Source organism: Achromobacter sp. RW408 (assembly GCF_003184165.1).
GTDB lineage: Bacteria > Pseudomonadota > Gammaproteobacteria > Burkholderiales > Burkholderiaceae_B > Achromobacter > Achromobacter xylosoxidans.
On sequence record NZ_QHHO01000049.1, the window covers coordinates 1,707,955 to 1,730,860 of the forward strand.

Sequence of the window (22,906 nt, forward strand, 5' to 3'; positions counted from 1 at the left end):
CGGCCGGGCGGCGGGCCGGCCCCCACGCCGCGCACGCTTCGCGCGCTAGCTGCCCCCCGAGGGGGCTGGCCCGCCTTCGGGTGGCCGGGCGGCGGGCCGGCCATCCTGGCGGGAGATTTTTGAAGGCTTCCGCGCTGCCCCGCAATGGCTGCCACCGTTGGGGGCTACCCCGGCTTGAAGCAACTGTGTCGCACAGTGGCGATTGCCGCATGAGATAGAACTCGCTCCCTTTCATTCATCTACGGGGCGCAATAGGCGGACAGTTCTCTCCGCGACACCGCACTACCTATCGCCTCCTCTTCCCGCGCGCGCGGCGAACCCGGCCCCGACGCCCCACGCCGCGTATGCCAGGGCCGGCTGCCCGCGCAGTCGACCCTGGCGGGCCCCGCAAACCTCTCGCATGCCGCCGCGGTCCAGCAGCGCCCCATGCCTCGAAACCGGTAGCCCGGCGCGGGTGGCGCACGGGTGGGCGCGCCGTCAGATGCGCCCGACGGAAACCGTAGGGAGCCGAAGGCGGACGAGGTTGAGGTTGGGGTAGTCCGGAGCGAAGGCTCCGGACCGCAATCGCAGGCGCGCCCACCCGTGCGCCACCCGCGCCGGGCGGCCTACGAAAGCAACAACATCCCTAAAAAAAACCGCCACGCAAACGCGCAGCGGCTTCTCATGACGCCAAGGGCACAATCCCTCTCAAAGGTACCGCTTGAACCACTCCAGCATCCTCCCCCACCCATCCTTGGCCGCTTCCGCCTGATAACTCATCCGGTAATCCGCCAGGAAAGCATGATCCGCCTGCGGGTACACCACGAACTCGGAGCGCCTGGCATTTTCATTGCCGCCGGCCAGCTTGGTTTTCATTATCTCGATATCCGACACAGGAATGCTGGCATCCTTGGCGCCATACAGGCCCAGCACCGGCGCATGCAGTTCATTGACCACATCGAACGCGAAGCGCTTGATCAACGGTCCGTGCCCCGAACTCAGTCGGCCATACCAGGCCACGCCCACCTTCACGTCCGGATTGTGCGCCGCGTACATCCAGGTCAGGCGCCCGCCCCAGCAGAACCCTGTCACCGCCACCCGCTTCGGATCACCGCCATGCTGCGCGGCCCACGCCACGCTGGCGTCCAGGTCGGCGAACACCTGCTCGTCGGGCACCTTGCTGACGATTTCGGCGATCAGCTTGGGAATATCGGTATAGGTCGACGCATCGCCCTGGCGCTCGTACAGATTCGCGGCCACGGCCAGGTAACCGGCCTTGGCCACCCGGCGGCAGATATCCTTGATGTGCTCGTGCACCCCGAAGATTTCCTGGATCACCAGCACCACCGGCAGGTCGCGCCTGCCTTCGGGGGCGGCGTAATAGGCGCTGATGGATCCATCGGCCACGGGCAACTGGAAATCCCCGTGGGCCAGCCCCTGGGCGTCCGTGTGGATCACGGTGGGGGCGACATTGCCGGCGGCGGCGGAAAAACTCATGGCGAACTCCTGGTAGGAATCAAGGCGGAGCCGATGCCCCGCGGTCCGCCTTGCGGCATCCGCGACACGACCGGCCAGGTTCGAAAGCAAAGCCGGGTATCGCGCACGCTGCGGTTCAATGCGTATGCATGTGCTCCGTACGCGCCGCGCCGTGGCCTGCGCCCGCCTCGTGATCATGCCCATGGTGCATCAGGGTCGTGACGCTGTAGATCAGCACCACGCCCACGCCCACCAGCAGCAATTGCGGCACCGCATCGGCCAGGGATACCCGTTCGTGCATCTGCGGCATCAGGTCGGCCACCGAGATGTAGAGGAAGCTGCTCGCGGCAACCACCAATACGTACGGCACCCAGTCCTGCGCCTGTTGCAGCACGAAGTAGCCTATTATGCCGCCCACGGCTGAACACAAGCTGGTGAACAGGATCAGCGCGAAAGCGCGACGGCGCGCCAGGCCGGCGTTGAGCAGCACCACGAAATCGCCCAGCTTGTGCGGCACCTCGTGCACGATGATCGAGGCGGCCGTCAGCACGCCCAGCAGCGGATCGGTCAGGAAGGCCGCCGCAACCAGCACGCCGTCGCACAGGTTGTGCAGCGAACTGCCGATCAGGATAAGCACGCCCCCGCGCCCCGCCTCGTGGCGGTCGTGGCCATGATGATGATGGTGGCCGTCGCCCTCGTGATGGTGGCTGTGGCGCAGCAGCGCGATCTTCTCCAGCACGAAAAAGCCGATCAGCGACGCCAGCATCAGGCCGAACAGTACGTGGGCATCGGCCACCCCGCTTTCAAAGGCCTCCGGCAGCAGGTGCAGCAGCGCGACCGACAGCAGCACTCCCACGGACAGGCTGACCATGTGGTGCAGATAGTGGGCAAAAACCTTGTAGGCCAGCCAGCTGGCGACAAGGACGGCGATGAGGCCGCCGGTGATGGTGGCAAGAAGGACCCAGAGCAGCAGCATTTGGGGGACGTATTATTGTCAGGGAGGAAGCGCAACATTATATTGTTGCAGGGAGAAAAGCGGAAATAGGCCGCCCAAGGAAGCCGTGCCCTTCCCTTGCGCGGCCCGCGCTCCTCGCCCACGCGGCGCCAGTGACGCCGCGCCCGGGCTTCAGTGCGCCTGTTCCCAGTTCTTGCCCACGCCCACCTCGGCCACCAGCGGCACACGCAGCTCGGCCACGTTGCACATCAGGCGCGGCAGGGTTTGCTTGACCAGCTCCAGTTCGGCGTCCGGCGCTTCCAGCACCAGTTCGTCGTGCACCTGCATGATCATGCGGGTCTGCAGCTTTTCGGCTTCGAGCCAGTCCTGCACCGCCACCATCGCCATCTTGATGAGGTCGGCCGCGGTGCCCTGCATCGGCGCGTTGATCGCCGCGCGCTCGGCGCCCTGGCGACGCGGGCCCGAGGCGCCGCGGATTTCCGGCAGTTGCAGCCGGCGCCCGAACACGGTCTCGACGTAGCCTTGCTCGCGGGCCACTCGGCGCGTGTTCTCCATGTACATGGCCACGCCGGGATAGCGGGCGAAGTAGCGGTCGATATACGCTTGCGCCGCGTCGCGCGTGATACCCAGGTTGGACGCCAGGCCGAACACGCCCATGCCGTAGATCAGGCCGAAGTTGATCGCCTTGGCCGCGCGCCGCTGCTCGGACGACACGTCCGCCAGCGCCACGCCGAACACTTCCGACGCCGTGGCGCGGTGGATGTCCTCGCCGGCCGCGAAGGCGCGCTGCAGGTTGGCGTCGTCCGACACGTGCGCCATGATGCGCAGCTCGATCTGCGAATAGTCGGCCGACAGCAGCAGCCCCTGCTCGGCGATGAAGGCCTCGCGCACCCGGCGCCCGGCCTCGGTGCGCACCGGGATGTTCTGCAGGTTGGGATCGGACGACGCCAGGCGGCCGGTGATCACCGCGGCCTGCGAATAGTGCGTGTGCACGCGGCCGGTATCGGGATTGATCATGCGCGGCAGCTTGTCCGTGTAAGTGGACTTGAGCTTGGACAGCCCGCGGTACTCCAGCAGCACCTGCGGCAGCGGGTAGTCCTGCGCCAGCTTGCTCAGCACTTCCTCGTCGGTCGATGGCGCGCCGCCGGCGGTCTTGCGCACCACCGGCAACTGCATGCGGCCGAACAGGATCTCGCCCAGCTGCTTGGGCGAATTCAGATTGAAGGGCTGCCCCGCCAGTTCATAGGCCTTCTGCTCGAGCTGCAGCATTTCCTGGCCCAGCTTGTGGCTCTGGCGGCCGAGTTCCGCCGCATCGACCTTGACGCCGTTGCGCTCGATCGTGGTCAGCACCGCCGACACCTGCATCTCCAGCAGGTAGATGCGTTCCAGCCCGGCATCGGCCGCCACCTGCGGGCGCAGCACCTGGTGCAGTTGCAGCGTGAAGTCGGCATCCTCGGCGGCGTAGTGGCCGGCCTTGTCCACCGCCACTTCGTCGAAGCCGATCTGCTTGGCGCCCTTGCCGCACAGGTCTTCGTACGAAACCCCGCTGCGGCCCAGGTAGCGCTGCGCCAGGTCGTTCAGGCCGACGCCGCGATGCGACTCCAGCACGTAGGCCTGCAGCATGGTGTCTTCGACGATGCCCGCCAGGCGGATGCCTTCGTTGGCGAACACGTGAGTGTCGTACTTGGCGTGATGCAGCAGCTTGGCTCGCGAGGCGTCTTCCAGCCACGGACGCAGCCGTGCCAGCACCTCATCCTTGGGCAGTTGGGTGGCGCCGTCCGGGCCGCGGTGCGCGACCGGGATATAGCAGGCCACGCCCGGCGCCACCGCCATCGACAGGCCGACCAATTTGGCCTGCATCTCGTCCAGCGAGGTGGTCTCCGTATCCACCGCCACCAGCGCCGCCTTGTCCACCTGTTCCATCCAGGCGTCGAACGCCGGCCAGTCGGCAATGATGCGGTAATCCAGCTCCGTGGGCGCGGCCGGCACTTCGGCCGCCACGCGGGCGTCGCCCGTCGGCACGCGCTCGGCGTCGCCGGTCAGGTCTCGCAGCCAGGTGCGGAAACCGTAGCGTTCGTACAGTTCGGTCAGGGTGGCGTCGTCACGATCGCGCGGCGTCAGGTCGTCGACGCTGTCGACGTGGCCGGTCAGGTCGCAGTCGCACTTCACCGTCAGCAGCTGGCGCGTCAGCGGGAAATTGGGGATGGCTTCGCGCAGGTTGTTGCCCGCCACGCCCTTGATGCCTTCGGCGCCTTCGACCAGCTTGTCGATCGAGCCGAACTCGGAGATCCATTTGGCGGCCGTCTTGGGGCCGACCTTGGTCACGCCCGGGACGTTGTCGACGGTATCGCCCACCAGCATCAGGTAGTCGACGATGCGGTCCGGCGCCACGCCGAACTTGTTGAGCACGCCGGCCTCGTCCAGCACCTCGCCGCTCATGGTGTTGACCAGGGTGACGTGGCTGTTGACCAGTTGCGCCAGGTCCTTGTCGCCGGTGGACACCACCGTATGCACGCCGCGTTCGGCGGCGCGGCAGGCCAGCGTGCCGATCACGTCATCGGCCTCGACCCCCTCGATGGCCAGCACCGGCCAGCCCAGGGCGCGCACGGCGCGGTGGATGGGCTCGATCTGGGCCGCCAGGTCTTCCGGCATGGGCGGACGGTGCGACTTGTATTCCGGATACAGATCGTCGCGGAACGTCTTGCCACGCGCATCGAAAATACATGCGGCATACTCTGCCTTATAGTCGGATACAAGCTTGCGCAACATATTGACTACGCCGTACAGCGCACCCGTAGGTTCGCCTTGCGCATTGCGCAAATCAGGCATAGCGTGGAAAGCGCGGTACAAGTAGCTTGAACCGTCGACCAGCAATAAGGTTTTTTTCATGGTTACAAAGGCAGATATGGCAACAACTGCGGCAACAACTGCGGCAACAACTGCGACGGCAATTGCGGCGACGCCCGCCGAAAAACAAATTCCGCTGATTATGTCAGAGATACGGACGGCGGCGGAAAAGCTCGCGCACATCGGGCCCGCGGTCAGTGTCTTCGGCAGCGCGCGCGTCAGCCGCAACTCCCCCCACTATGAAACCACCGTGGCAATCTCGGCCGCCCTGGCCGAAGCGGGGTTCGCGGTCATCGCGGGCGGCGGCCCGGGCATCATGGAGGCGGCCAACAAGGGGGCCTTCGAAACCGGCGGCACCAGCATCGGGCTGAACATCAGCCTGCCGCACGAAGCCCATAACAACGAGTATCAGACCATCAGTCTGTCGTTTGAGTACTTTTTCTCCCGCAAGGCCACGTTCTTCATGCACAGCTTCGCCTACGTGGCGATGCCGGGCGGCTTCGGCACCCTGGACGAGCTCTTCGAAGCGTTGACGCTGATCCAGACCGGCAAGGTCCCGCCCGCGCCCATCGTGCTGGTGGGCAGCGAATACTGGTCCGGCCTGGTCGAATGGCTGGGCGGCCAGGTACTGGGCAATGGCATGATCGGGGCGCACGACCTGGATCTGTTCATCATCGAGGATGATCCGCGCAAGGTCGTGCGCAAAGTGGTCGAGTTCCACCAGAAGGTCAGCACGGAAGCGCAATACGCGCCGTCTCTGCCGGCCTGACGCCCGCTGGCCGGGAAAGACGCCCGGCAATACCGGGCGGCCGCGGATCGCGGCCGCCCGCCTGCGCCTACTTGCGCATGAACGACGGCGGCACGTCCGCCGGAATCGGGCAGACGTACGGCTGGCCGCGGCGCATTTCCAACAACTCTTCCTTGGCGCGCGCCAGCGTCTCGGGCTGCCGATAGAGATCCGCCGCCGTGGCGGCAATGATCTTGGCCGCGTGCACCATGCCCTTGTGCGCCAGCGACAGCTTGCCCTGCGCCACCATCTGCCACGAATGGAACGGCGTGCCGTAGGCATAGCAGGCGCCCCAGCATTGCGCGGTGGGCGTCACCCAGCTGACGTCGCCCACGTCGGTCGAGCCGTAGCTGATCTCGTGCCTGCCGGGCTCGTATGGCGCCACGCCGCTGAACAACGGCGTCGGATTGCGCAGCACCGCGCCCAGGTTCTTGCCGGCGTTGTCGATGTCATCGGCCGAAATCGCGTCCCACATGCGGCGCGCGGCCTGCTGTTCGCCCTCGGTGTACGCGGGTCCCTGCAGCGCCTGCATGTTGGCGTACATGACCTGGTTCAGCACGCCGTTGGGAATGTAGTTGGAGCAGGCCTTGTCGAACACGATCTCCAGCTCGCAGCCGGTCATCAGCGCAGCGCCGCGGGCCACGTTCTTGACCCGTTCGTACAGCTCGGCGGCCTGCGAATTGATCGGCGCGCGCACCAGGTACAGCACTTCGGCGCGGGCCTGCACCACGTTGGGCGAGATGCCGCCGCTGTTGGTCACCGCGTAGTGCACCCGCGCGTCCGGCACCATGTGCTCGCGCAGGTAGTTCACGCCTACGTTCATCAGTTCCACCGCGTCCAGCGCGCTGCGTCCCAGGTGCGGCGAATTGGCCGCGTGCGCCGCCACGCCACGAAAGCGGAAATAGGCCTGGATGTTGGCCAGCGACGACTGGTGGAAGATGCCGGTGTGCGAAGCCGGATGCCAGGTCAGCGCCGCGTCCAGGTCGTCGAACAGGCCGGCGCGCGCCATGAAGGTCTTGCCCGAGCCGCCCTCCTCGGCCGGACAGCCATAGAAACGGATACGGCCCGGCAGGCCATTGCGTTCGAGGAATTCCTTGACCGCCACCGCCGCGAAATGCGCGGCCGTGCCCAGCAGGTGGTGGCCGCAGCCATGGCCGTTGCCGTTGGGCGTTTCCGGCGACGGCTGGCAGGCGTAGGCGCCGCTTTCCTGGCTCAGGCCGGACAAGGCATCGTATTCACCCAGGATGCCGATCACCGGGCCGTCCGTGCCGGCCTCGGCGACGAAGGCCGTGGGGATGCCGGCGGCGTCGCGGGTGACGCGAAAGCCGGCCTCTTGCAGCATGGCGATGTGCAATTCGGCCGACTTGTGCTCGTCATAGCGCAATTCGGCCAGGCTCCAGATGCGGTCGCTCAGCTCGGCGTAGCGGTCGCTGCGCGCGTCGATGAACGGGGCAAGAATGTCGATGGCTCCCATCGTGTCTCCAGTGGCGGTCTACAGGATCTGCGGGCGCCGGCCACGGTACGTCGCCGGCGGTGGCAAAACGTCATTCGTCGAGCTTGATGGCGGCAGTTTCAATGATTTTGCGATTGGCGGCCAGGGTCTGCGCGATGCGCTGGCTGAAAGCCTGCGGCGTGCCGGTGTCGGGCTCGGCGCCCAGGGTGGCCAGCCGCTGCACCAGCGCCGGCTCGGCCAGCGCCCGCCGCACCGCGTCGTTCAGGCGCAGCACCACGGCCTCGGGCGTGCCCGCCGGCGCCACCAGGCCGAACCAGGTCTGGCCCAGCGCATTCAACTGCGGGTAGCCCAGTTCGGCCAGCGTCGGCAGCTGCGGCAGGCCGGCCAGTCGCGCGGGGGCGGCCACCGCGATCGGGCGCAGCTTGCCCGCCTTGATCAAGGACTGGGCCGAGGCGTACTGATCCTGCTGCACCTGCACCTCGCCGCCCACGGCGGCCGTCAACGCGGGGCCCATGCCCCGGTAGGGCACGTGCAACACCTCGACCTGGAGGTCGGCATTCATCGCCGCCAGGTTCAGATGCCCGAGCGACCCCACGCCTGGCGAACCGAAGGAATACTTGCCCGGATGCGCCCGCAATTCGGCCAGGAACTGCGCGAAGTCCGTCGCCGGAAAGGCCGGGTTCACCATCCACACCACCGGCACATTCGCCACCGAACCCACCGCCGTCAGTTGCTTTGCCGGATCGACGCGCGCCGTACCGTACAACAGCGGATTGACCGCCATGGTGCTGACGGTGGCCATGCCCAGCGTATAGCCGTCGGGCTCGGCCCGCGCCACCGCCTCGGTGCCGATCAGGCCGCCGGCGCCGGCGCGGTTCTCCACCACCACGCTCTGGCCCAGTTCCTTGCGCAGGCCGTCGGCCACCGCCCGCGCCAGGACATCGGTGGAACCGCCCGGCGCGAACGGCACGATCAGGCGCACCGGCTGCGAGGGATAGATGCCCTGCGCGTGCGCCAGGGACGAAACGCCGACCAGCGCGGCGCAGACGAAAGCATGCAACAGACGGGACTTCATGGAACGGCGAATCCTTGAGTGGAAACCGGCAGCCGGCGTCACGCCATTCTGGGCAGGGCATATCCTTATTTCAAATACATTAACCAACCAATATATTCATACTTTGAATATCTCGCTCCGGAATGTTCGATCCATGGACGTCGCTCCCGCCACCCTGCTCGCCCGGCTGCTGGCCAAGGGGCGCCTGCGCCACCTGCAACTGCTGGCCGGGGTCGCCGAGCTCGGCAGCCTGCAACAGGCCGCCGCGCAGATCGGCATGAGCCAGCCGGCCGCCACCCATGCCCTGGCGGACATCGAATCCCTGCTGGGCGTGGAGCTGTTCGAACGCCACGCCCGCGGCATGCGCGCCACCCGCTGCGGTCAATTGATGGCCGATTGCGCGCGCGGCATGCTCACCTCGCTGCGCGCCTCGACCGACTCCGTCGCGGCCCTGCGCGGCGGCGCCGCCGGCAGCCTGCGCTTGGGCGCCATCCCGGCAGCCAGCAGCGGCCTGCTGGCGCAACATCTGCCGGCCTACATGCGGGCCCATCCGGACCTGCAGGTGGACTTGCAGGAAGGCAGCCGCGAACAATTGCTGCCGCTGGCGGCCGCGGGCAATCTGGACATGCTGCTGTGCCGGCGCCCCGAAGCGATGCCCGCCGGCCTGGACTTCGTCCCGCTGCAACAGGATGACGCCGTCATCGTCGCCACGCCCGGCCATCCGTTGCTCGCCCGCGACGCCGCGCCGACATTGGCGCAGGTGGCAACCGAGCTCTGGATCCAGCCACGTCCGGAACTGGCGATCCACGCCGTCTTCACCGCTTTCTTCGAACGCGCCGGCGTGGTCCCGCGGCTATGCCGCCTGGCCAGCGCCGCGCCGCCCATGCCATTGCTGATCGCCGTCATGCAGGCGCAGCAGGCGCTGGCCATGGTGCCGCTGACGCTGGCCGGCTGGTATCTGCAACATGGCCATTTTCAGCGCGTGCGGATCGAATCGCCGGGCGCCTTCCAGCCCATCGGCGCCATCGTCGAACAGGCGGGTCCCGGCCGCGAATTCCTGCACTGGTTGATGCGCGCGCCGCAACAACCGGCCCCCTGACCGCCGCGCCGAAACCGGCTCAACGCAGCGCCCGCTCGATCGCTTCGCGCGCCTGGCCGATAAAGGCATCTTCGCCCGGCCGCGCCGGCAGCAGGCGGAATTCAACGTCGGGCAACGGCGGCAGGCCGGGCATCTGCAGACGGCCGATGCCTGGCGCCAGTGCCGACTCGTTCAAGCAGGCCACGCCCAGCCCCGCACCGATCGCCAGTTGCAACCCCGCGACGCCCGAGGCCACGTGCGCCACGGCGTACGGCACGGCGCGCCGTGCCAGCAATCGTTCGGCATACTGGCGCAACGCGCAGGTCTCGGGCAGCGCCAGCAATGGCAACGGTTCCGGCGGCGCCGGCGCGCCCTCGGCCGCCATCCACAGCAACGACTCACGCCGCAGCAATGGTCCCAACGCCCGCCCTTTCGACGCGCCGCGCTCCAGGATCACCATCGAAATGCCGACATCGACTTCGCCGCGTTCGTAGGCGGCCTCGATCGCGCCGCTTTTCATGATGGTGACGTGCATGCGCACCTGGGGATACTGCTCGTTCAGGCGCCGCAGCAGGCGCGCCACGTCGCCGGGCCGGAAGTAGTCGGTGATGCACAGCCGCAACTCTCCACGCAGCGCCACGCCGCGCAGGTCGCGGTAGGCTTCGTCGCTGAGCGCCAGGATGGCGTGCGCATGCGCCAGCAGGCGTTCGCCGGCGGGGGTCGCGACCACGCCCGACTTGCCGCGGACCAGCAGCGGCTGGCCGGCCCGCTCCTCCAGCTTGCGCATCTGTTCGCTGACGGAGGATTGCGACAGGAACACCTTGGGCGCGGCCGCCGTCAGGCTGCCCGCATCCAGCACCGCCACCAGCGTGCGCAACTGGTCGAGATCGAATCCGGACATGGCTTATCCAACGGTTTATACGATGGAAGCAATCGTAAATTCCCGCTTTTCCGATGTCAATGCCGTCCCTACACTGGCTCCATTCCCCTCACCCAAGGAGCCTGTCATGCCCCACATCGTCGTCCACGTATCCGGCCAGCCCGACGCCGCCCGCAACCGCCGCATCGTCGATTCGGTCGCCAGCCTGACCCAGTCGGTGCTCGGCAAGAAGCTGCCGGTCATCGCCATCACGCTGCAGCACATTCCGCTGGACCAATGGTTCATCGGCGGGCGCCCCTTGTCGGAACTGGGCAGGAACGCCTTCCACCTGGACATCAGCGTCACCGACGAGACCAATACCAAGGCCGAGAAGGCGCGCTTCATCCAGGAGATCTACGCAGCCTTCGGCGAGATCCTCGGCGAGCTGCACGAATGTTCCTACGTGCATGTAATCGACGCGCGCGCGGCCGCCTATGGCTATGGCGGCAAGACGCAGGAATACCGGCACCAGCACGCCTGAGCCCGCGTGCCGGCGCACGGGCGGCGGCCGCTGCGCCGCGTGGTCGGCAGCGTGTGGGCCGTCGACCGCTTGAACAGCGCCGCAGGCAAGCCCGCGGCCACGAATGAAAAAAAGCCGCGCACCCCGGAGGGTGTGCGGCTTTCCGATTGCCAGGCGCGCGGGGCCTGAACCCCGCCCCGCCTTACACGGCGGATTCGCGCGCGGCGCGCTTGCGCTCGTTTTCCTGCAGGTAGCGCTTGCGCAGACGGATCGACTTGGGCGTGATTTCCACCAGTTCGTCGTCGTCGATGAATTCCACGGCGTACTCCAGCGACATCTGGATCGGCGGCACCAGGCGCACGGCTTCGTCGGTGCCCGAGGCGCGCACGTTGGTCAGCTGCTTGCCCTTGATCGGGTTCACGACCAGGTCGTTGTCACGGCTGTGGATGCCGATGATCATGCCTTCGTACAGCGCATCGCCCGGGTTCACGAACATGCGGCCGCGATCCTGCAGCTTCCACAGCGCGTAGGCCACGGCGTCGCCGTTGTCCTGGCTGATCAGCACGCCGTTGCGGCGCTCGCCGATCGAGCCTTCCTTGATGGGCGCGTATTCGTGGAAGATGTGGCTCATCAGGCCGGTGCCGCGCGTCAGCGTCAGGAACTCGTTCTGGAAACCGATCAGGCCGCGGGCGGGGATCAGGTATTCCAGGCGGGTGCGGCCACGGCCGTCCGGCTGCATGTCCTGCAGGTCGCCCTTGCGGCGGCCCAGTTCTTCCATCACGCCGCCCTGGTGGGCGTCTTCGACGTCGATGGTCAGCGACTCGAACGGCTCGCACTTCACGCCGTCGACTTCCTTGAACACCACGCGCGGACGCGACACCGCCAGCTCGTAGCCTTCGCGGCGCATCGTTTCCAGCAGGATGGTCAGGTGCAGTTCGCCGCGGCCCGACACTTCGAACACGGTGTCGTCGCCGGTGTCGCGCACGCGCAGCGCCACGTTCGACTTCAGCTCGCGGTCCAGGCGGTCGCGCAGTTGGCGGCTGGTGACGAACTTGCCTTCACGGCCCGCCAGCGGCGAGGTGTTGACCATGAAGTTCATGGTCAGCGTCGGCTCGTCGATGCGCAGCATCGGCAGCACGTCCTGCGTCACGGGGTCGGTCACGGTGCAGCCGATGCCCAGGTCTTCGATACCGTTGATCAGCACGATGTCGCCGGCTTCGGCTTCATCCACCACGATGCGCTCCAGGCCGTGGAACTTCAGCACCTGGTTGATGCGGCCGCGGCCGCCCTGGCCCTCGGGACCGAACTTGTAGGCCACTTCCATGCCGGGACGCATGCGGCCGCGGTTAATGCGGCCCACGCCGATCTTGCCGACGTAGCTGTTGTAGTCCAGCGAGATGATCTGCATCTGCAGCGGGCCGTTGGGATCGTCGTCGCGCTGCGGCACGTGCTGCAGGATGGCTTCGAACAGCGGGCGCATGTCGCCTTCGCGCACGTCCGGGGTCAGGCCGGCGTAGCCGGACAGGCCCGAGGCGTACACCACCGGGAAGTCCAGTTGCTCGTCGGTCGCGCCCAGCTTGTCGAACAGGTCGAAGGTGGCGTTGATGACGAAGTCGGTGCGGGCGCCCGGACGGTCGACCTTGTTGACCACCACGATGGGCTTGAGGCCCAGGGCCAGCGCCTTGCGGGTCACGAAGATGGTCTGCGGCATCGGGCCTTCGACGGCATCGACCAGCAGCAGCACGCCGTCGACCATCGACAGCACGCGCTCGACTTCGCCACCGAAGTCCGCGTGCCCCGGGGTGTCGACGATGTTGATGTGCGTGCCTTCGTATTCAACGGCACAGTTCTTGGCCAGAATCGTGATGCCGCGTTCTTTTTCCAGGTCGTTCGAGTCCATGACCCGTTCGGTCAGCGCCTGGTTTTCGCGGAAAGTGCCGGATTGGCGCAGCAGCTGGTCGACCAGGGTGGTTTTACCGTGGTCCACGTGGGCGATGATGGCGACGTTGCGCAAGGCGCGAGTCATAGCGAGTCCTTTAAGGTGGTGGCGGGCAGCAAGCCCGCCGGCAATTCGTTCAGTGCAAGCAATGCCTGCTTGGGGTCTGGCATCGCCTGCAAGGCATCCAGCGCAACGGCGCGTTCCAGAGAAAATGGCCCGACGTGCGTGCGCCGCAGCGCCGCCAGGTGGGCGTAACAGCCCAGCGCACGCCCGATGTCCTGGGCCAGCGTCCGGATGTATGTGCCTTTACTGCAAGCCACATCGATCTCTGCCTGCGTCCCGTTCAGGGACAGCAGCTCGATGCGGTAAATCGTAATCTGCCGCGGCGGGCGTTCCAACTCGATGCCCTGCCGCGCGTATTCGTACAGCGGCTTGCCGTCGCGCTTGAGCGCCGAATACATGGGCGGAATCTGCTCGATCGTGCCCGAGAAACGTGACAGCGCGTCGCGCAGCGCCTGTTCCTCGACCACGAAACCGGGCGCGGCGGTGGCCACCACGTTACCGGTCAGGTCGCCGGAATCGGTTTCCTCGCCAAATTGCAGCGTAGCGCGATAGGCCTTGTCGGCGTCAAGCATCGCGCCGGAAATCTTGGTTGCCCGGCCCATGCAGCACACCAGCAGGCCGGTGGCGAAGGGGTCGAGGGTGCCGGTATGGCCGGCCTTCGCCGCGTCCATGGCACGCTTGGCGCGTTGCAAGGCGTGGTTGCTCGACAAACCTACGGGTTTGTCGAGCAACAGCACACCGTCGAGCGCAAGCCCGCGTCGTTTAGCCATCGTCGGAATCCGGAAATTAAAGCAGTGACGACAGCCCGATCAGGACTGGTCTTCAGGTTCGTCGGGCACGCCCGAGTGCGGGCCGGGCCGGTTTGCGCGGTCGATGAGGATCGACATTTCGATACCACGGGCAATCTGCTCGTCGTGGAAGAAGCGCAAAGTGGGGACAGTATGAATGTGCAGCAGCTTGTACAGCTGGGAATGCAGCCAGCCGGCCTTCTCGTTCAGCAAGGCGGTCGCGGCCTCGGGCTCGGCGCCCAGAACCGTGAAATACACCTTGGCATGCGCGTAGTCGGTCGACAGTTCCACACCGGAGAGCGTGATCAAGCCAGCGCGGGTCGTGTCGATCTCGCGCTGGATGATCCCGGCCAGATCCTTCTGGATCTGGTCGGCCAGCCGCAGATTGCGGCCGGGGATGGCTTTGGACTTGTGACGGCTCATTGGAAGCAATGCCTCGCGACGCTTTACAGCGTACGCGCGATTTCCTTGATTTCAAAGACTTCCAGCTGGTCGCCCACCTGGATGTCGTTGTTGCCGCGCAGCGTAAGACCGCAATCGAAGCCCGACTTGACTTCCTTGACGTCGTCCTTGAAGCGGCGCAGCGAATCGAGCTGGCCGGTCCACTGGACCACGTTGTTGCGCAGCAGGCGGACCTGCGAATCGCGACGCACCAGGCCGTCGAGCACCATGCAACCGGCGATGTTGCCGATGCGGGAGATGCTGTAGACCTCGCGGATCTCGACCAGGCCGATGATCTCTTCCTTCTTCTCGGGCGCCAACATGCCCGACATGGCTGCCTTCACCTCGTCCACGGCGTCGTAGATGATGTTGTAGTAGCGCACGTCGATGCCGTTGGTCTCGGCCAGCTTCTTGGCGCTGGCTTCGGCGCGGACGTTGAAGCCGATCACCACGGCGTTCGAGGCGATCGCCAGGTTGATGTCGCTTTCCGAGATGCCGCCCACGGCCGCGTGCACCACTTGCACGCGCACTTCGTCGGTCGACAGCTTGGTCAGCGACTGCACCAGCGCTTCCTGCGAACCCTGGACGTCGGTCTTGACGATCAGCGCCAGGGTCTGGGTGCCTTCGCCCAGGTTGTCGAACATCGATTCCAGCTTGGCGGCCTGCTGGCGCGCCAGCTTGACGTCGCGGAACTTGCCCTGGCGGAACAGCGCGATCTCGCGCGCCTTGCGCTCGTCGGACAGCACCATCAGCTCGTCGCCGGCGGCCGGCACTTCGGTCAGGCCCTGGATTTCCACGGGGATGGACGGACCGGCTGCCTGGATCGGCTTGCCGTTCTCGTCGAGCATGGCACGCACGCGGCCGAAGCTGGCGCCGGCAAGCACCACGTCGCCACGGTGCAGCGTGCCGCTCTGGACCAGGATGGTCGCGACGGGGCCGCGGCCCTTGTCCAGGCGGGCTTCGATCACCAGGCCCTTGGCGGGCGCGTCCACCGGCGCTTTCAGTTCCAGCAGTTCGGCCTGCAGCAGCACGTTCTCGAGCAGAGCGTCGATGCCCTCGCCGGTCTTGGCCGACACCGGCACGAACGGCACGTCGCCGCCGTATTCTTCCGGCACCACTTCCTCGGCGACCAGCTCCTGCTTGACGCGCTCGGGGTTGGCGCTGGGCTTGTCGATCTTGGTCATGGCCACCACCATCGGCACGCCGGCGGCCTTGGCATGGTGGATGGCTTCGCGCGTCTGCGGCATCACGCCGTCGTCGGCCGCGCAGACCAGGATGACGATGTCGGTGGCCTTGGCGCCACGGGCACGCATGGCGGTGAACGCCTCGTGGCCCGGGGTATCCAGGAAGGTCACCATGCCACGCTCGGTTTCCACGTGGTAGGCGCCGATGTGCTGCGTAATGCCGCCGGCTTCGCCCGCGGCAACCTTGGCGCGGCGGATGTAGTCCAGCAGCGAGGTCTTGCCGTGGTCGACGTGGCCCATCACGGTCACGACCGGAGCGCGCGGCTGCTGTTCGGCTTCCGACACGCTGGCGGTTTCGTCCAGGAAGGCTTCCGGGTCATCGAGCTTGGCGGCGATCGCCACGTGGCCCAGTTCCTCGACCACGATCATGGCGGTTTCCTGGTCCAGCACCTGGTTGATGGTGACCATCTGGCCCAGCTTCATCAATTGCTTGATGACTTCGGCGGCCTTGACGGACATCTTGTGGGCCAGGTCGGCCACGCTGATGGTTTCCGGCACGTGCACTTCGCGCGCGATGAATTCCTGCGGCGCCGGCTCGTTGCGGCGATCATTCTGCTGGTTGCGGCCACCACGGCCGCCACCCTTGCCACCGCCCTTGCCGCCGGCACGCCAGCCGTCGCGGCTGGCCGGCGCCGCCGGCTTGTCGGCCGGCTTCTTGCGCGAGGCGTCATCCGACCAGGTCGAGGCGACTTCGGCCGTCTTGATGGTCTTCTTGGTGCCAGGCGCGGCGGGCTTGGCGTCCTTCTTGGCGCCAGGACCCGCGGCCCCCTTGCCGGCCGGCTTGTGCAGCGTGCCCGAAATCGGCGCGGCTGCCGCGGCGGGCGCTTCCGGTTCGGGTGCGCGCAGCACCTTGCGCGGGCGGCTCAACATTTCGCGCAACGCGGCGGCTTCGGCCTCGGCGGCGCGGCGGGCCTCATCGCGGCCGGCGCCAGTGGCGGAGGCGGCGAGCGGCGGGCCGGCGCGGCGGTTGTCGGCACGGTTGCCAACCTTGGCGGCGGGCGCGGCGGCCTCGACCGGCTTGGCGGCGGACTTGGCGGGTTCGGACTTCGCCGCAGGCGGGACCTGGGCGACAACAGGCGCGGCGGCCTGGGAGGACGATGGTTCGGACTTATTGGCTAGCACAACGGGTTCCGGCTTGGCTTCTTCAGCCTTGGGCTCGGTGGATTCAGTCTTGACTTCGGGCTTGGCCTCTTCGGCCACGGGCTCGGCAGGAGCGGGCGCCGGCGTCGGTTCCGGTTCAGGCTGGGCCTGGACTTCGGCGGCGGGGGCCGCAACGGGGGCGGGCACTTCGGCCGCGACGGGTTCAACAGGCGCGGGCGCTTCCACCGGCGCGGGCGCTTCTACAGCAACGGGTTCCTGCGCCGGAGCCGGAGCGGGAGCCTGGACCGGCGCGGCTTCGCGCGGCTCGACCGGCGCCGTCACTTCGGGCGCGGCCGGCGCGGACACCTGCGCGGCTTCTTCCGCGCCCGCTTCCTCTTCGGCGCGAGCGGCGGCGGCCTGCTCCAGGGCCAGTTCGGAGGGATCACGCTTGACGAACACGCGCTTCTTGCGGACCTCGACCTGGATGGTGCGCGAGCGGCCGGTGGCATCGGCCTGGCGGATCTCGGAGGTCTGGCGGCGCGTCAGGGTGATCTTCTTGCCTTCGGTCGCGCCGTGGGCGCGGCGCAGCGATTCGAGCAATTTCGCCTTGTCGCTGTCGGTGACGGAATCGTCCACCGATTTGAGGTCAACGCCAGCCGAGCGCAGCTGTTCCAGCAGCACATTGGCAGGCATTTTCAGCTCGGTAGCGAACTGGGCGACGGTGTTACTCGACATTAGGCTCTCTCTTCCCTATATGCAGCTATTACAAACAACGTGAACTTGCGGCGGACTTGACGGCCATCCGCCGCAGACCCGTGTCCTTTTGGTTATTCTTCGTCAAACCAATGGGCGCGGGCACGCATGATGAGGTCGCTGGCTTCCTGCTCGGTCAGGCCGGCGATTTCCGCCAGCTCGTCCGTCGCCAATTCGGCCAGATCATCACGCGTATGCACTTGACGCTCGGCCAGCTTGGCGGCCAGTTCCGGCGTCACGCCTTCGAGTTCGAGCAGATCCTGGGCCGTTTCAAGACGCTCTTCCTGGGCGATGGCCTCGGTCAGCAGCGCATTGCGGGCACGGGCGCGCAACTCGTTGATGGTGTCTTCGTCGAACGCCTCGATCTCCAGCAGTTCCTGCATGGGCACGTAGGCGATTTCCTCGATACCGGTGAAACCTTCGTCGATCAGGATGTCGGCGACTTCCTCATCGACGTCCAGCTTGTTCATGAACGTGGCGCGCAGGCCCGAACGCTCGACTTCCTGGCGGTTCAGGCTTTCTTCCGGCGTCATGATGTTGATCTGCCAGCCGGTCAGCTCGGACGCCAGGCGCACGTTCTGACCCTTGGCGCCGATCGCCTTGGGCAGGTTTTCCTCGTCCACCACGACGTCCATCGCGTGCTTGTCTTCGTCCACCACGATGGACTCGACGTTGGCCGGGGCCAGGGCGCCGATGACGAACTGTGCCGGATCTTCCGACCACAGCACGATGTCGACCTGCTCGCCGCCCAATTCATTGCGCACGGCGGTCACGCGCGAACCGCGCATGCCCACGCAGGTGCCGATGGGGTCGATGCGCTTATCGTATGCCACCACGGCGATCTTGGCACGCACGCCGGCGTCGCGAGCGGCTGCCTTGATCTCGAGCAGGCCCTGCTCGATCTCGGGCACTTCATTCTCGAACAGCTGGCGGATGAACTCGGGCGAGGTGCGCGACAGGATCACCTGCTGGCCACGAGCGGCGTGGTCGACGCGCAACACGAAGGCGCGCACGCGATCGGCGACCCGCAGGTTTTCCTTCGGGATCATTTCCGAACGCGGCAGGCGCGCTTCGATCTTGCCGGTCTCGATGATGGCGTCGCCCTTGTCCATGCGCTTGATGGTGCCGGACACGATGGTTTCGCCGCGATCCAGGAAGTCGTTCAGGACCTGTTCGCGCTCGGCGTCGCGGATCTTCTGCAGGATCGCCTGCTTGGCGGCCTGGGCGCCGATACGGCCGAACTCGATGGGCTCGAGCGGTTCCTCGATGTACTCGCCAACCTGGATGTTGGGCACGATCTCGACCGCGTCCGACAGCATTTCCTGCTTGTCGGGCTCTTGCAGGCCCGCTTCGTCGGGCACCACCAGCCAGCGGCGGAACCCTTCGTGGTCACCGGTTTCACGATCGATGGCAACACGAATGTCCGCATCATCCTTGAAGCGCTTTTTCATGGCCGAGGCCAGCGCGCTTTCCAGCGCCCCGAACACGACATCACGCGTGACGTTCTTTTCACGCGCCAAGGCATCGACCAACAGAAGAATTTCGCGACTCATCGCTTTTTGCCCTTGAAATCCAGAACGGGATCCAGTTTTGCACGCTCGATATCGTCGACCGTGAAATTCAACACCTGGATTTCGTTCTTTTTTGCCTCAAATTCGAGACCGAACACGGTCTTGTGCATGCCTGCCACGGCGTCCGAAGCCGCGGGCGCGTCTTCGGGCACGGTCAACGTGCCGGAGAAGACCTTGCGTCCGTCCAATGCCTCGCGCAGCTTGATCTCGATGCGTTCGCCCGCGAAGCGACGGAATTCGGCCTCGTTGCGCAACGGGCGGTCAATGCCCGGCGAACCGACTTCCAGCCGCTTGTAGTCGATGTTCTCGACCTCGTACACCCGCGACAATTGGCGGGACACCTGCTCGCAGTCTTCGATGCGCACACCGCCGACCCGATCGATCGTGACGCGCAAAAGGCCCAGCGCGGCACGTTCGACGTCGACGAGTTCGACGTCCATGCCGGCCAGTGCCTCTTCGGTCAATGCGAATAAATCAGCCATATACTCAAAAAAAATGGGCTGCACGCCCAGCCCACCGTATTGCACAGTGCCCAGCCGCCACCCTACTGCACGTAAGGAGCAATGCTGGGCAGCGCCCTATATTGCGACCTAAATTTCGGCTCGCGCCGCCCTTGCGACGCATTCGCCAGCTTCGCATTCCGCATTTGCTTGCACACCCGCCGAGCCAACCGCCACAGCCAGGATGCACGCCATCAAACAGGCATTCCGGCGCGCCAGACAGCAAAAGCGGGGCGCGAACCAGGGAACGCGCAACGAACGCGAAGCCATGAAAACCATTGATTTTACCAGATAAACTGGAAAAACGCCTGATTCGTCACGGGCTTACGGTTAAGTGGGACGCATCCGGCCGGCGGCGCCATCCTGGCGCCGCCCCGAGGGTGGCTTAACGCCCCCTGCCGCCTCGGCCGCCCATCACGCCAAGGCGCGATTCATGGGCCGAGGCGCCACGCGGCTGCCAGTCGTCGCCACGAGGCGCCGAACCGCCGCGGGCCGCGCGCGGCTTGCCCCCGGCGCCCGGCCCCTTGTTGCCGCCGGCGCGCGCGCCCTCGGCCTTGTTGCCCGCGCGACCGGCTCCCGCCGGCTTGTTCCCGCGGCCGGCATTGCCGCCGCGCGCGCCTGCCGGCTTGCCGCCAGGCTTGGCGCCCGCCGGTTTCCGGCCAGCGCCCACTGTCGCTTCCGGCGCGCCGGCCGAACCAGCGGCCGCGGCACGCACGCCGCGCGCCTTGCCGCCACCCGCCTTGCCGCCTCGTCCGCCGGACTTGCCACCCGTGCCCGCCTGGCCGCGACCGCCAGCTGGCTTGCCGCCCTTGCGATTGCCGTTGGCTTCGCCCGCCAGAGGGTGCCCATTGGCATAGCCGCCCGCGATCATCAACCCGGTTCCGAAGGGATCGGAGGGACACGCCGCCGCCTGGCCAGCGCTGCCGGCACGGCCACCCTGGATCTTGCCGCGACGACCGATGCGGGCACCGTTCATGCCGTTGCGGTCCATGGTGCCAAAGCCGGGAGGCAAGGCGCTGTCATGCGACTGCGGTTGCTTGGAGCGACGGCGGTTGCCGCCCGACTCGTCGTCTTCACGCAACAGCCCGAGCTGCACCATCAGCGCGGTGACCAGCGAGGCGTCCAATTCTTCCCAGCGGCCACGACGCAGCGAGCGGGGCAACACCACGTCGCCAAAGCGGGTGCGGATCAGCCGGCTGACCGTTACGCCAACCGCCTCGAACATGCGGCGCACTTCGCGATTGCGGCCTTCCTGCAGCGTCACCCGGTACCAACGGTTACTGCCGTCGCCACCCAGGTAATCGAGCGCGCCGAAAGCGGCCACGCCGTCTTCCAGCTCGATGCCATCGACCAGCGATTGACGCTGCGCCTCGTCCATCTCGCCCAGCACACGCACGGCGTATTCACGCTCGGTGCCGTAACGCGGGTGCATGATGCGGTTTGCCATGTCGCCCGACGTGGTGAAGATCAGCAGACCCTCGGTATTCAGATCGAGCCGGCCGACCGACAGCCACTTGCCGGTGCGCAGCTTGGGCAGGCGCGCAAACACGCTGGCGCGGCCACCCGGATCGTCATGGCTGACGATTTCACCCGCCGGCTTGTGATACAGGATCACGCGCGGCGGCTTCTTGGTATTGGCCCGCATGATCGGCTTGCCATTGACCCGCACCTGGTCATTCGGCGCCACGCGCTGGCCGATGTGCGCCGGCTCGCCGTTGACCGATACACGGCCGGCGACGATCAGCTCTTCCATCTCTCGACGCGAGCCAATGCCCGCATCCGCCAGCACCTTGTGCAGCTTGGGCATGACGGCTTCGCTGTTCAGGTACTTGCCCAACCGCTGCTCCATGCGGTCGGCGGTCTCGAGGTACGACAGCGCCTGCTCGGCTTCCTGCTCGCCGCCGCGGGCATCCGCCGCATCCGCCTGGCCAGCCGTCGCGGCCTGCCCTTCGGTAGCGGGAGCCTGCTCGGCGGCCGCGTCACCGCGACGGCGGCGGAACGGCGTGCGCAACTTGCGGCCACGGCCACGGGCTTCGCCCTCGGCGGCCGGTTCGCGGCCGGCGGAAGCTTCCGCCGGCCCATTGGAAACGGCGTCGTCCGGACGGGGGTTGTCGTCCTGCATTGCTGTATTCGTTGTCACTGGGACAGCTCCGAATGTCAAACTTGGGGAGGCCTGCCAGGAGCAGGCGCATCATCATCTGGGGACTCCGGCTCGCGATCAGCCTCGGGCTGATCCGAATCCGGCTCGGTCGACTCCGCCGCGGCGGAGCCGGTATCGGTCTGGAACGACCCGACGCCATGCGCCAGGGGTTCAGCCTCGTCTATCGGTTCGGTCGGTTTCGCGCTTTCCGCGTACTGGGCAACTTCGATTGCAACGCCGGACTCGGCGGCTGCATCGGAAGCGTCAGCGTCTGCGGGATTTTCGGACAACCCGCCATGCGCCTCTTGGGCGGCATCCACCAGCGGCGTTTCGGCCTGCGTTTCGGCTTGATTGAAACGCCCGGCATCCTCGATGTCCGCAGAGGGCGCATCGGACAAGCTTTCGGCTTGCGCCCGGACGGTGGCATCGTCTGCGGGAATCGCGTCTTCTTCTGCGCGCGAAAGCCGGGATTCTACGCTATCGCCCGCCACGATGGTGGCTTCGTCGTCCGAAACAGACAATTCCACAGCCGGAATACTGGTCTGGGCCGCCTCGCCATCGGCGCCCTCGGGCAACTCGGCAGCCTCCGGCGCTGGCGCCGCCCCCTCCAATTCATCGACCGCACCGGCATCATTGGCCGCGCCAGCCGTGTCGGCATCGGCCTCTTCGGCGGCCTGCGCCAATTGTTGCACCTCGCCCAGGTCCAGGCCAGCCAGGGCCGCGGCGGCATGCGCCGATTCGAGCGCCGGCAGTTCGTCCAGCGCGCGCAAGCCCAGGTCATCGAGGAACTGGCGCGTGGTGCCGAACAGGGCCGGGCGTCCCGGCGCATCGCGATGGCCGATCACCTCGATCCAACCGCGATCCTCCAACGCCTTCACGATGTTCGACGATACCGTTACCCCGCGAATGTCCTCGATGTCGCCGCGGGTCACCGGCTGGCGCCAGGCCACGATGGCCAGCGTCTCCATCACCGCGCGGGAATATTTGGGCGGCTTCTCGGGATTCAGCCGTTCCAGGTAGCGCTGCATGTGGGGACGGCTTTGAAACCGCCATCCGGTTGCCAGCTGCACCAGTTCCAGCCCGCCATCGGCCCAGTTGTTCTGCAGGGTCTCGAGCAACGCGCGCAATGCGCTGTTGTCGAATTGTTCATCGTCCCCGAACAGCTTGCGCATTTCGGACAGTTGCATCGGCTGCACCGCGCAAAGCAGCGCGGTTTCCAGCACGAGTATCGCCTCGCTATCGTTCATCGACATTCAAATTCAAAAAAGGGCTAACTTGCGTTAGGTTGAAAATAAGGCTATTATTCTTTTCTCAGACGCGGGGTGGAGCAGTCTGGCAGCTCGTCGGGCTCATAACCCGAAGGTCGTAGGTTCAAATCC

17 protein-coding genes are annotated in these 22,906 nt (G+C 66.5%); 3 read left to right on the top strand and 14 right to left on the bottom strand.

Annotated features, from left to right (window positions below; all coding sequences use genetic code 11):
• Nucleotides 1-687: 687 nt before the first annotated feature.
• The 3 genes from DK459_RS27290 to polA form a co-directional block, all read right to left on the bottom strand.
• On the bottom strand, nt 688-1,476 hold the full coding sequence (locus DK459_RS27290) for a dienelactone hydrolase family protein (protein ID WP_006388344.1): 789 nt from the start codon (nt 1,474-1,476) through the stop codon (nt 688-690).
• 115 nt (nt 1,477-1,591) lie between these two features.
• Complete coding sequence (locus DK459_RS27295) at nt 1,592-2,431, bottom strand: ZIP family metal transporter (protein WP_024068213.1); 840 nt, start codon at nt 2,429-2,431, stop codon at nt 1,592-1,594.
• A 150-nt stretch (nt 2,432-2,581) separates the two neighbouring features.
• Nucleotides 2,582-5,299, bottom strand: a complete 2,718-nt coding sequence (polA, locus tag DK459_RS27300; RefSeq protein ID WP_054448066.1) for a DNA polymerase I — start codon at nt 5,297-5,299, stop codon at nt 2,582-2,584.
• Nucleotides 5,300-5,399: 100 nt separating this feature from the next.
• Here polA and DK459_RS27305 point away from each other — a divergent pair, with 100 nt between their 5' ends.
• On the top strand, nt 5,400-6,026 hold the full coding sequence (locus DK459_RS27305; protein ID WP_026383125.1) for a TIGR00730 family Rossman fold protein: 627 nt from the start codon (nt 5,400-5,402) through the stop codon (nt 6,024-6,026).
• Between the two features lie 67 nt (nt 6,027-6,093).
• Here the strand turns inward: DK459_RS27305 and DK459_RS27310 are convergent, their stop codons facing one another.
• Together DK459_RS27310 and DK459_RS27315 are read right to left on the bottom strand one after the other, a co-directional pair.
• The gene (locus DK459_RS27310) at nt 6,094-7,518 is read right to left on the bottom strand and encodes a M20 family metallopeptidase (protein WP_053499441.1); all 1,425 of its coding nucleotides are present in this window, start codon (nt 7,516-7,518) and stop codon (nt 6,094-6,096) included.
• A gap of 70 nt (nt 7,519-7,588) precedes the next feature.
• Complete coding sequence (locus tag DK459_RS27315) at nt 7,589-8,572, bottom strand: tripartite tricarboxylate transporter substrate binding protein (RefSeq protein ID WP_020924542.1); 984 nt, start codon at nt 8,570-8,572, stop codon at nt 7,589-7,591.
• Between the two features lie 133 nt (nt 8,573-8,705).
• Between DK459_RS27315 and DK459_RS27320 the strand changes: the two genes are divergently transcribed.
• A complete protein-coding gene (locus tag DK459_RS27320; RefSeq protein ID WP_070541813.1) occupies nt 8,706-9,650 on the top strand; it encodes a LysR substrate-binding domain-containing protein in 945 nt (314 codons plus the stop codon).
• Between the two features lie 19 nt (nt 9,651-9,669).
• Here the strand turns inward: DK459_RS27320 and DK459_RS27325 are convergent, their stop codons facing one another.
• Nucleotides 9,670-10,530, bottom strand: a complete 861-nt coding sequence (locus DK459_RS27325) for a LysR family transcriptional regulator (RefSeq protein WP_070541810.1) — start codon at nt 10,528-10,530, stop codon at nt 9,670-9,672.
• A gap of 106 nt (nt 10,531-10,636) precedes the next feature.
• Between DK459_RS27325 and DK459_RS27330 the strand changes: the two genes are divergently transcribed.
• Nucleotides 10,637-11,029 carry a hypothetical protein gene (locus tag DK459_RS27330; RefSeq protein ID WP_006388336.1) on the top strand — a complete coding sequence of 131 codons (393 nt, stop codon included), beginning with the start codon at nt 10,637-10,639 and terminating at the stop codon, nt 11,027-11,029.
• A 181-nt stretch (nt 11,030-11,210) separates the two neighbouring features.
• Here DK459_RS27330 and typA read toward each other — a convergent pair whose 3' ends face one another.
• The 8 genes from typA to scpB form a co-directional block, all read right to left on the bottom strand.
• Nucleotides 11,211-13,034: a translational GTPase TypA gene (gene typA, locus DK459_RS27335; RefSeq protein WP_006388335.1), complete on the bottom strand. Its 1,824-nt coding sequence runs from the start codon at nt 13,032-13,034 to the stop codon at nt 11,211-11,213.
• A complete protein-coding gene (truB, locus tag DK459_RS27340) occupies nt 13,031-13,780 on the bottom strand; it encodes a tRNA pseudouridine(55) synthase TruB (RefSeq protein WP_049072414.1) in 750 nt (249 codons plus the stop codon). Before truB ends, typA begins: the two co-directional genes overlap by 4 nt.
• Before the next feature lie 39 nt (nt 13,781-13,819).
• Entirely contained in the window at nt 13,820-14,221 is a 402-nt protein-coding gene (rbfA, locus tag DK459_RS27345) for a 30S ribosome-binding factor RbfA (RefSeq protein WP_006388333.1), read from the bottom strand.
• Between the two features lie 23 nt (nt 14,222-14,244).
• Nucleotides 14,245-17,298, bottom strand: a complete 3,054-nt coding sequence (infB, locus tag DK459_RS27350; RefSeq protein ID WP_110135188.1) for a translation initiation factor IF-2 — start codon at nt 17,296-17,298, stop codon at nt 14,245-14,247.
• 92 nt (nt 17,299-17,390) lie between these two features.
• Nucleotides 17,391-18,869 (bottom strand): transcription termination factor NusA, encoded by a 1,479-nt coding sequence (nusA, locus tag DK459_RS27355; protein ID WP_006388330.1) that lies wholly within the window; start codon nt 18,867-18,869, stop codon nt 17,391-17,393.
• On the bottom strand, nt 18,866-19,369 hold the full coding sequence (rimP, locus tag DK459_RS27360; RefSeq protein WP_026383122.1) for a ribosome maturation factor RimP: 504 nt from the start codon (nt 19,367-19,369) through the stop codon (nt 18,866-18,868). The genes nusA and rimP overlap by 4 nt, the downstream gene beginning before the upstream one ends.
• Before the next feature lie 403 nt (nt 19,370-19,772).
• Nucleotides 19,773-21,509 (bottom strand): 23S rRNA pseudouridine(2605) synthase RluB, encoded by a 1,737-nt coding sequence (gene rluB, locus DK459_RS27365; RefSeq protein WP_024068207.1) that lies wholly within the window; start codon nt 21,507-21,509, stop codon nt 19,773-19,775.
• 35 nt (nt 21,510-21,544) lie between these two features.
• Complete coding sequence (scpB, locus tag DK459_RS27370; RefSeq protein ID WP_006388326.1) at nt 21,545-22,780, bottom strand: SMC-Scp complex subunit ScpB; 1,236 nt, start codon at nt 22,778-22,780, stop codon at nt 21,545-21,547.
• Between the last annotated feature and the right edge of the window lie 126 nt (nt 22,781-22,906).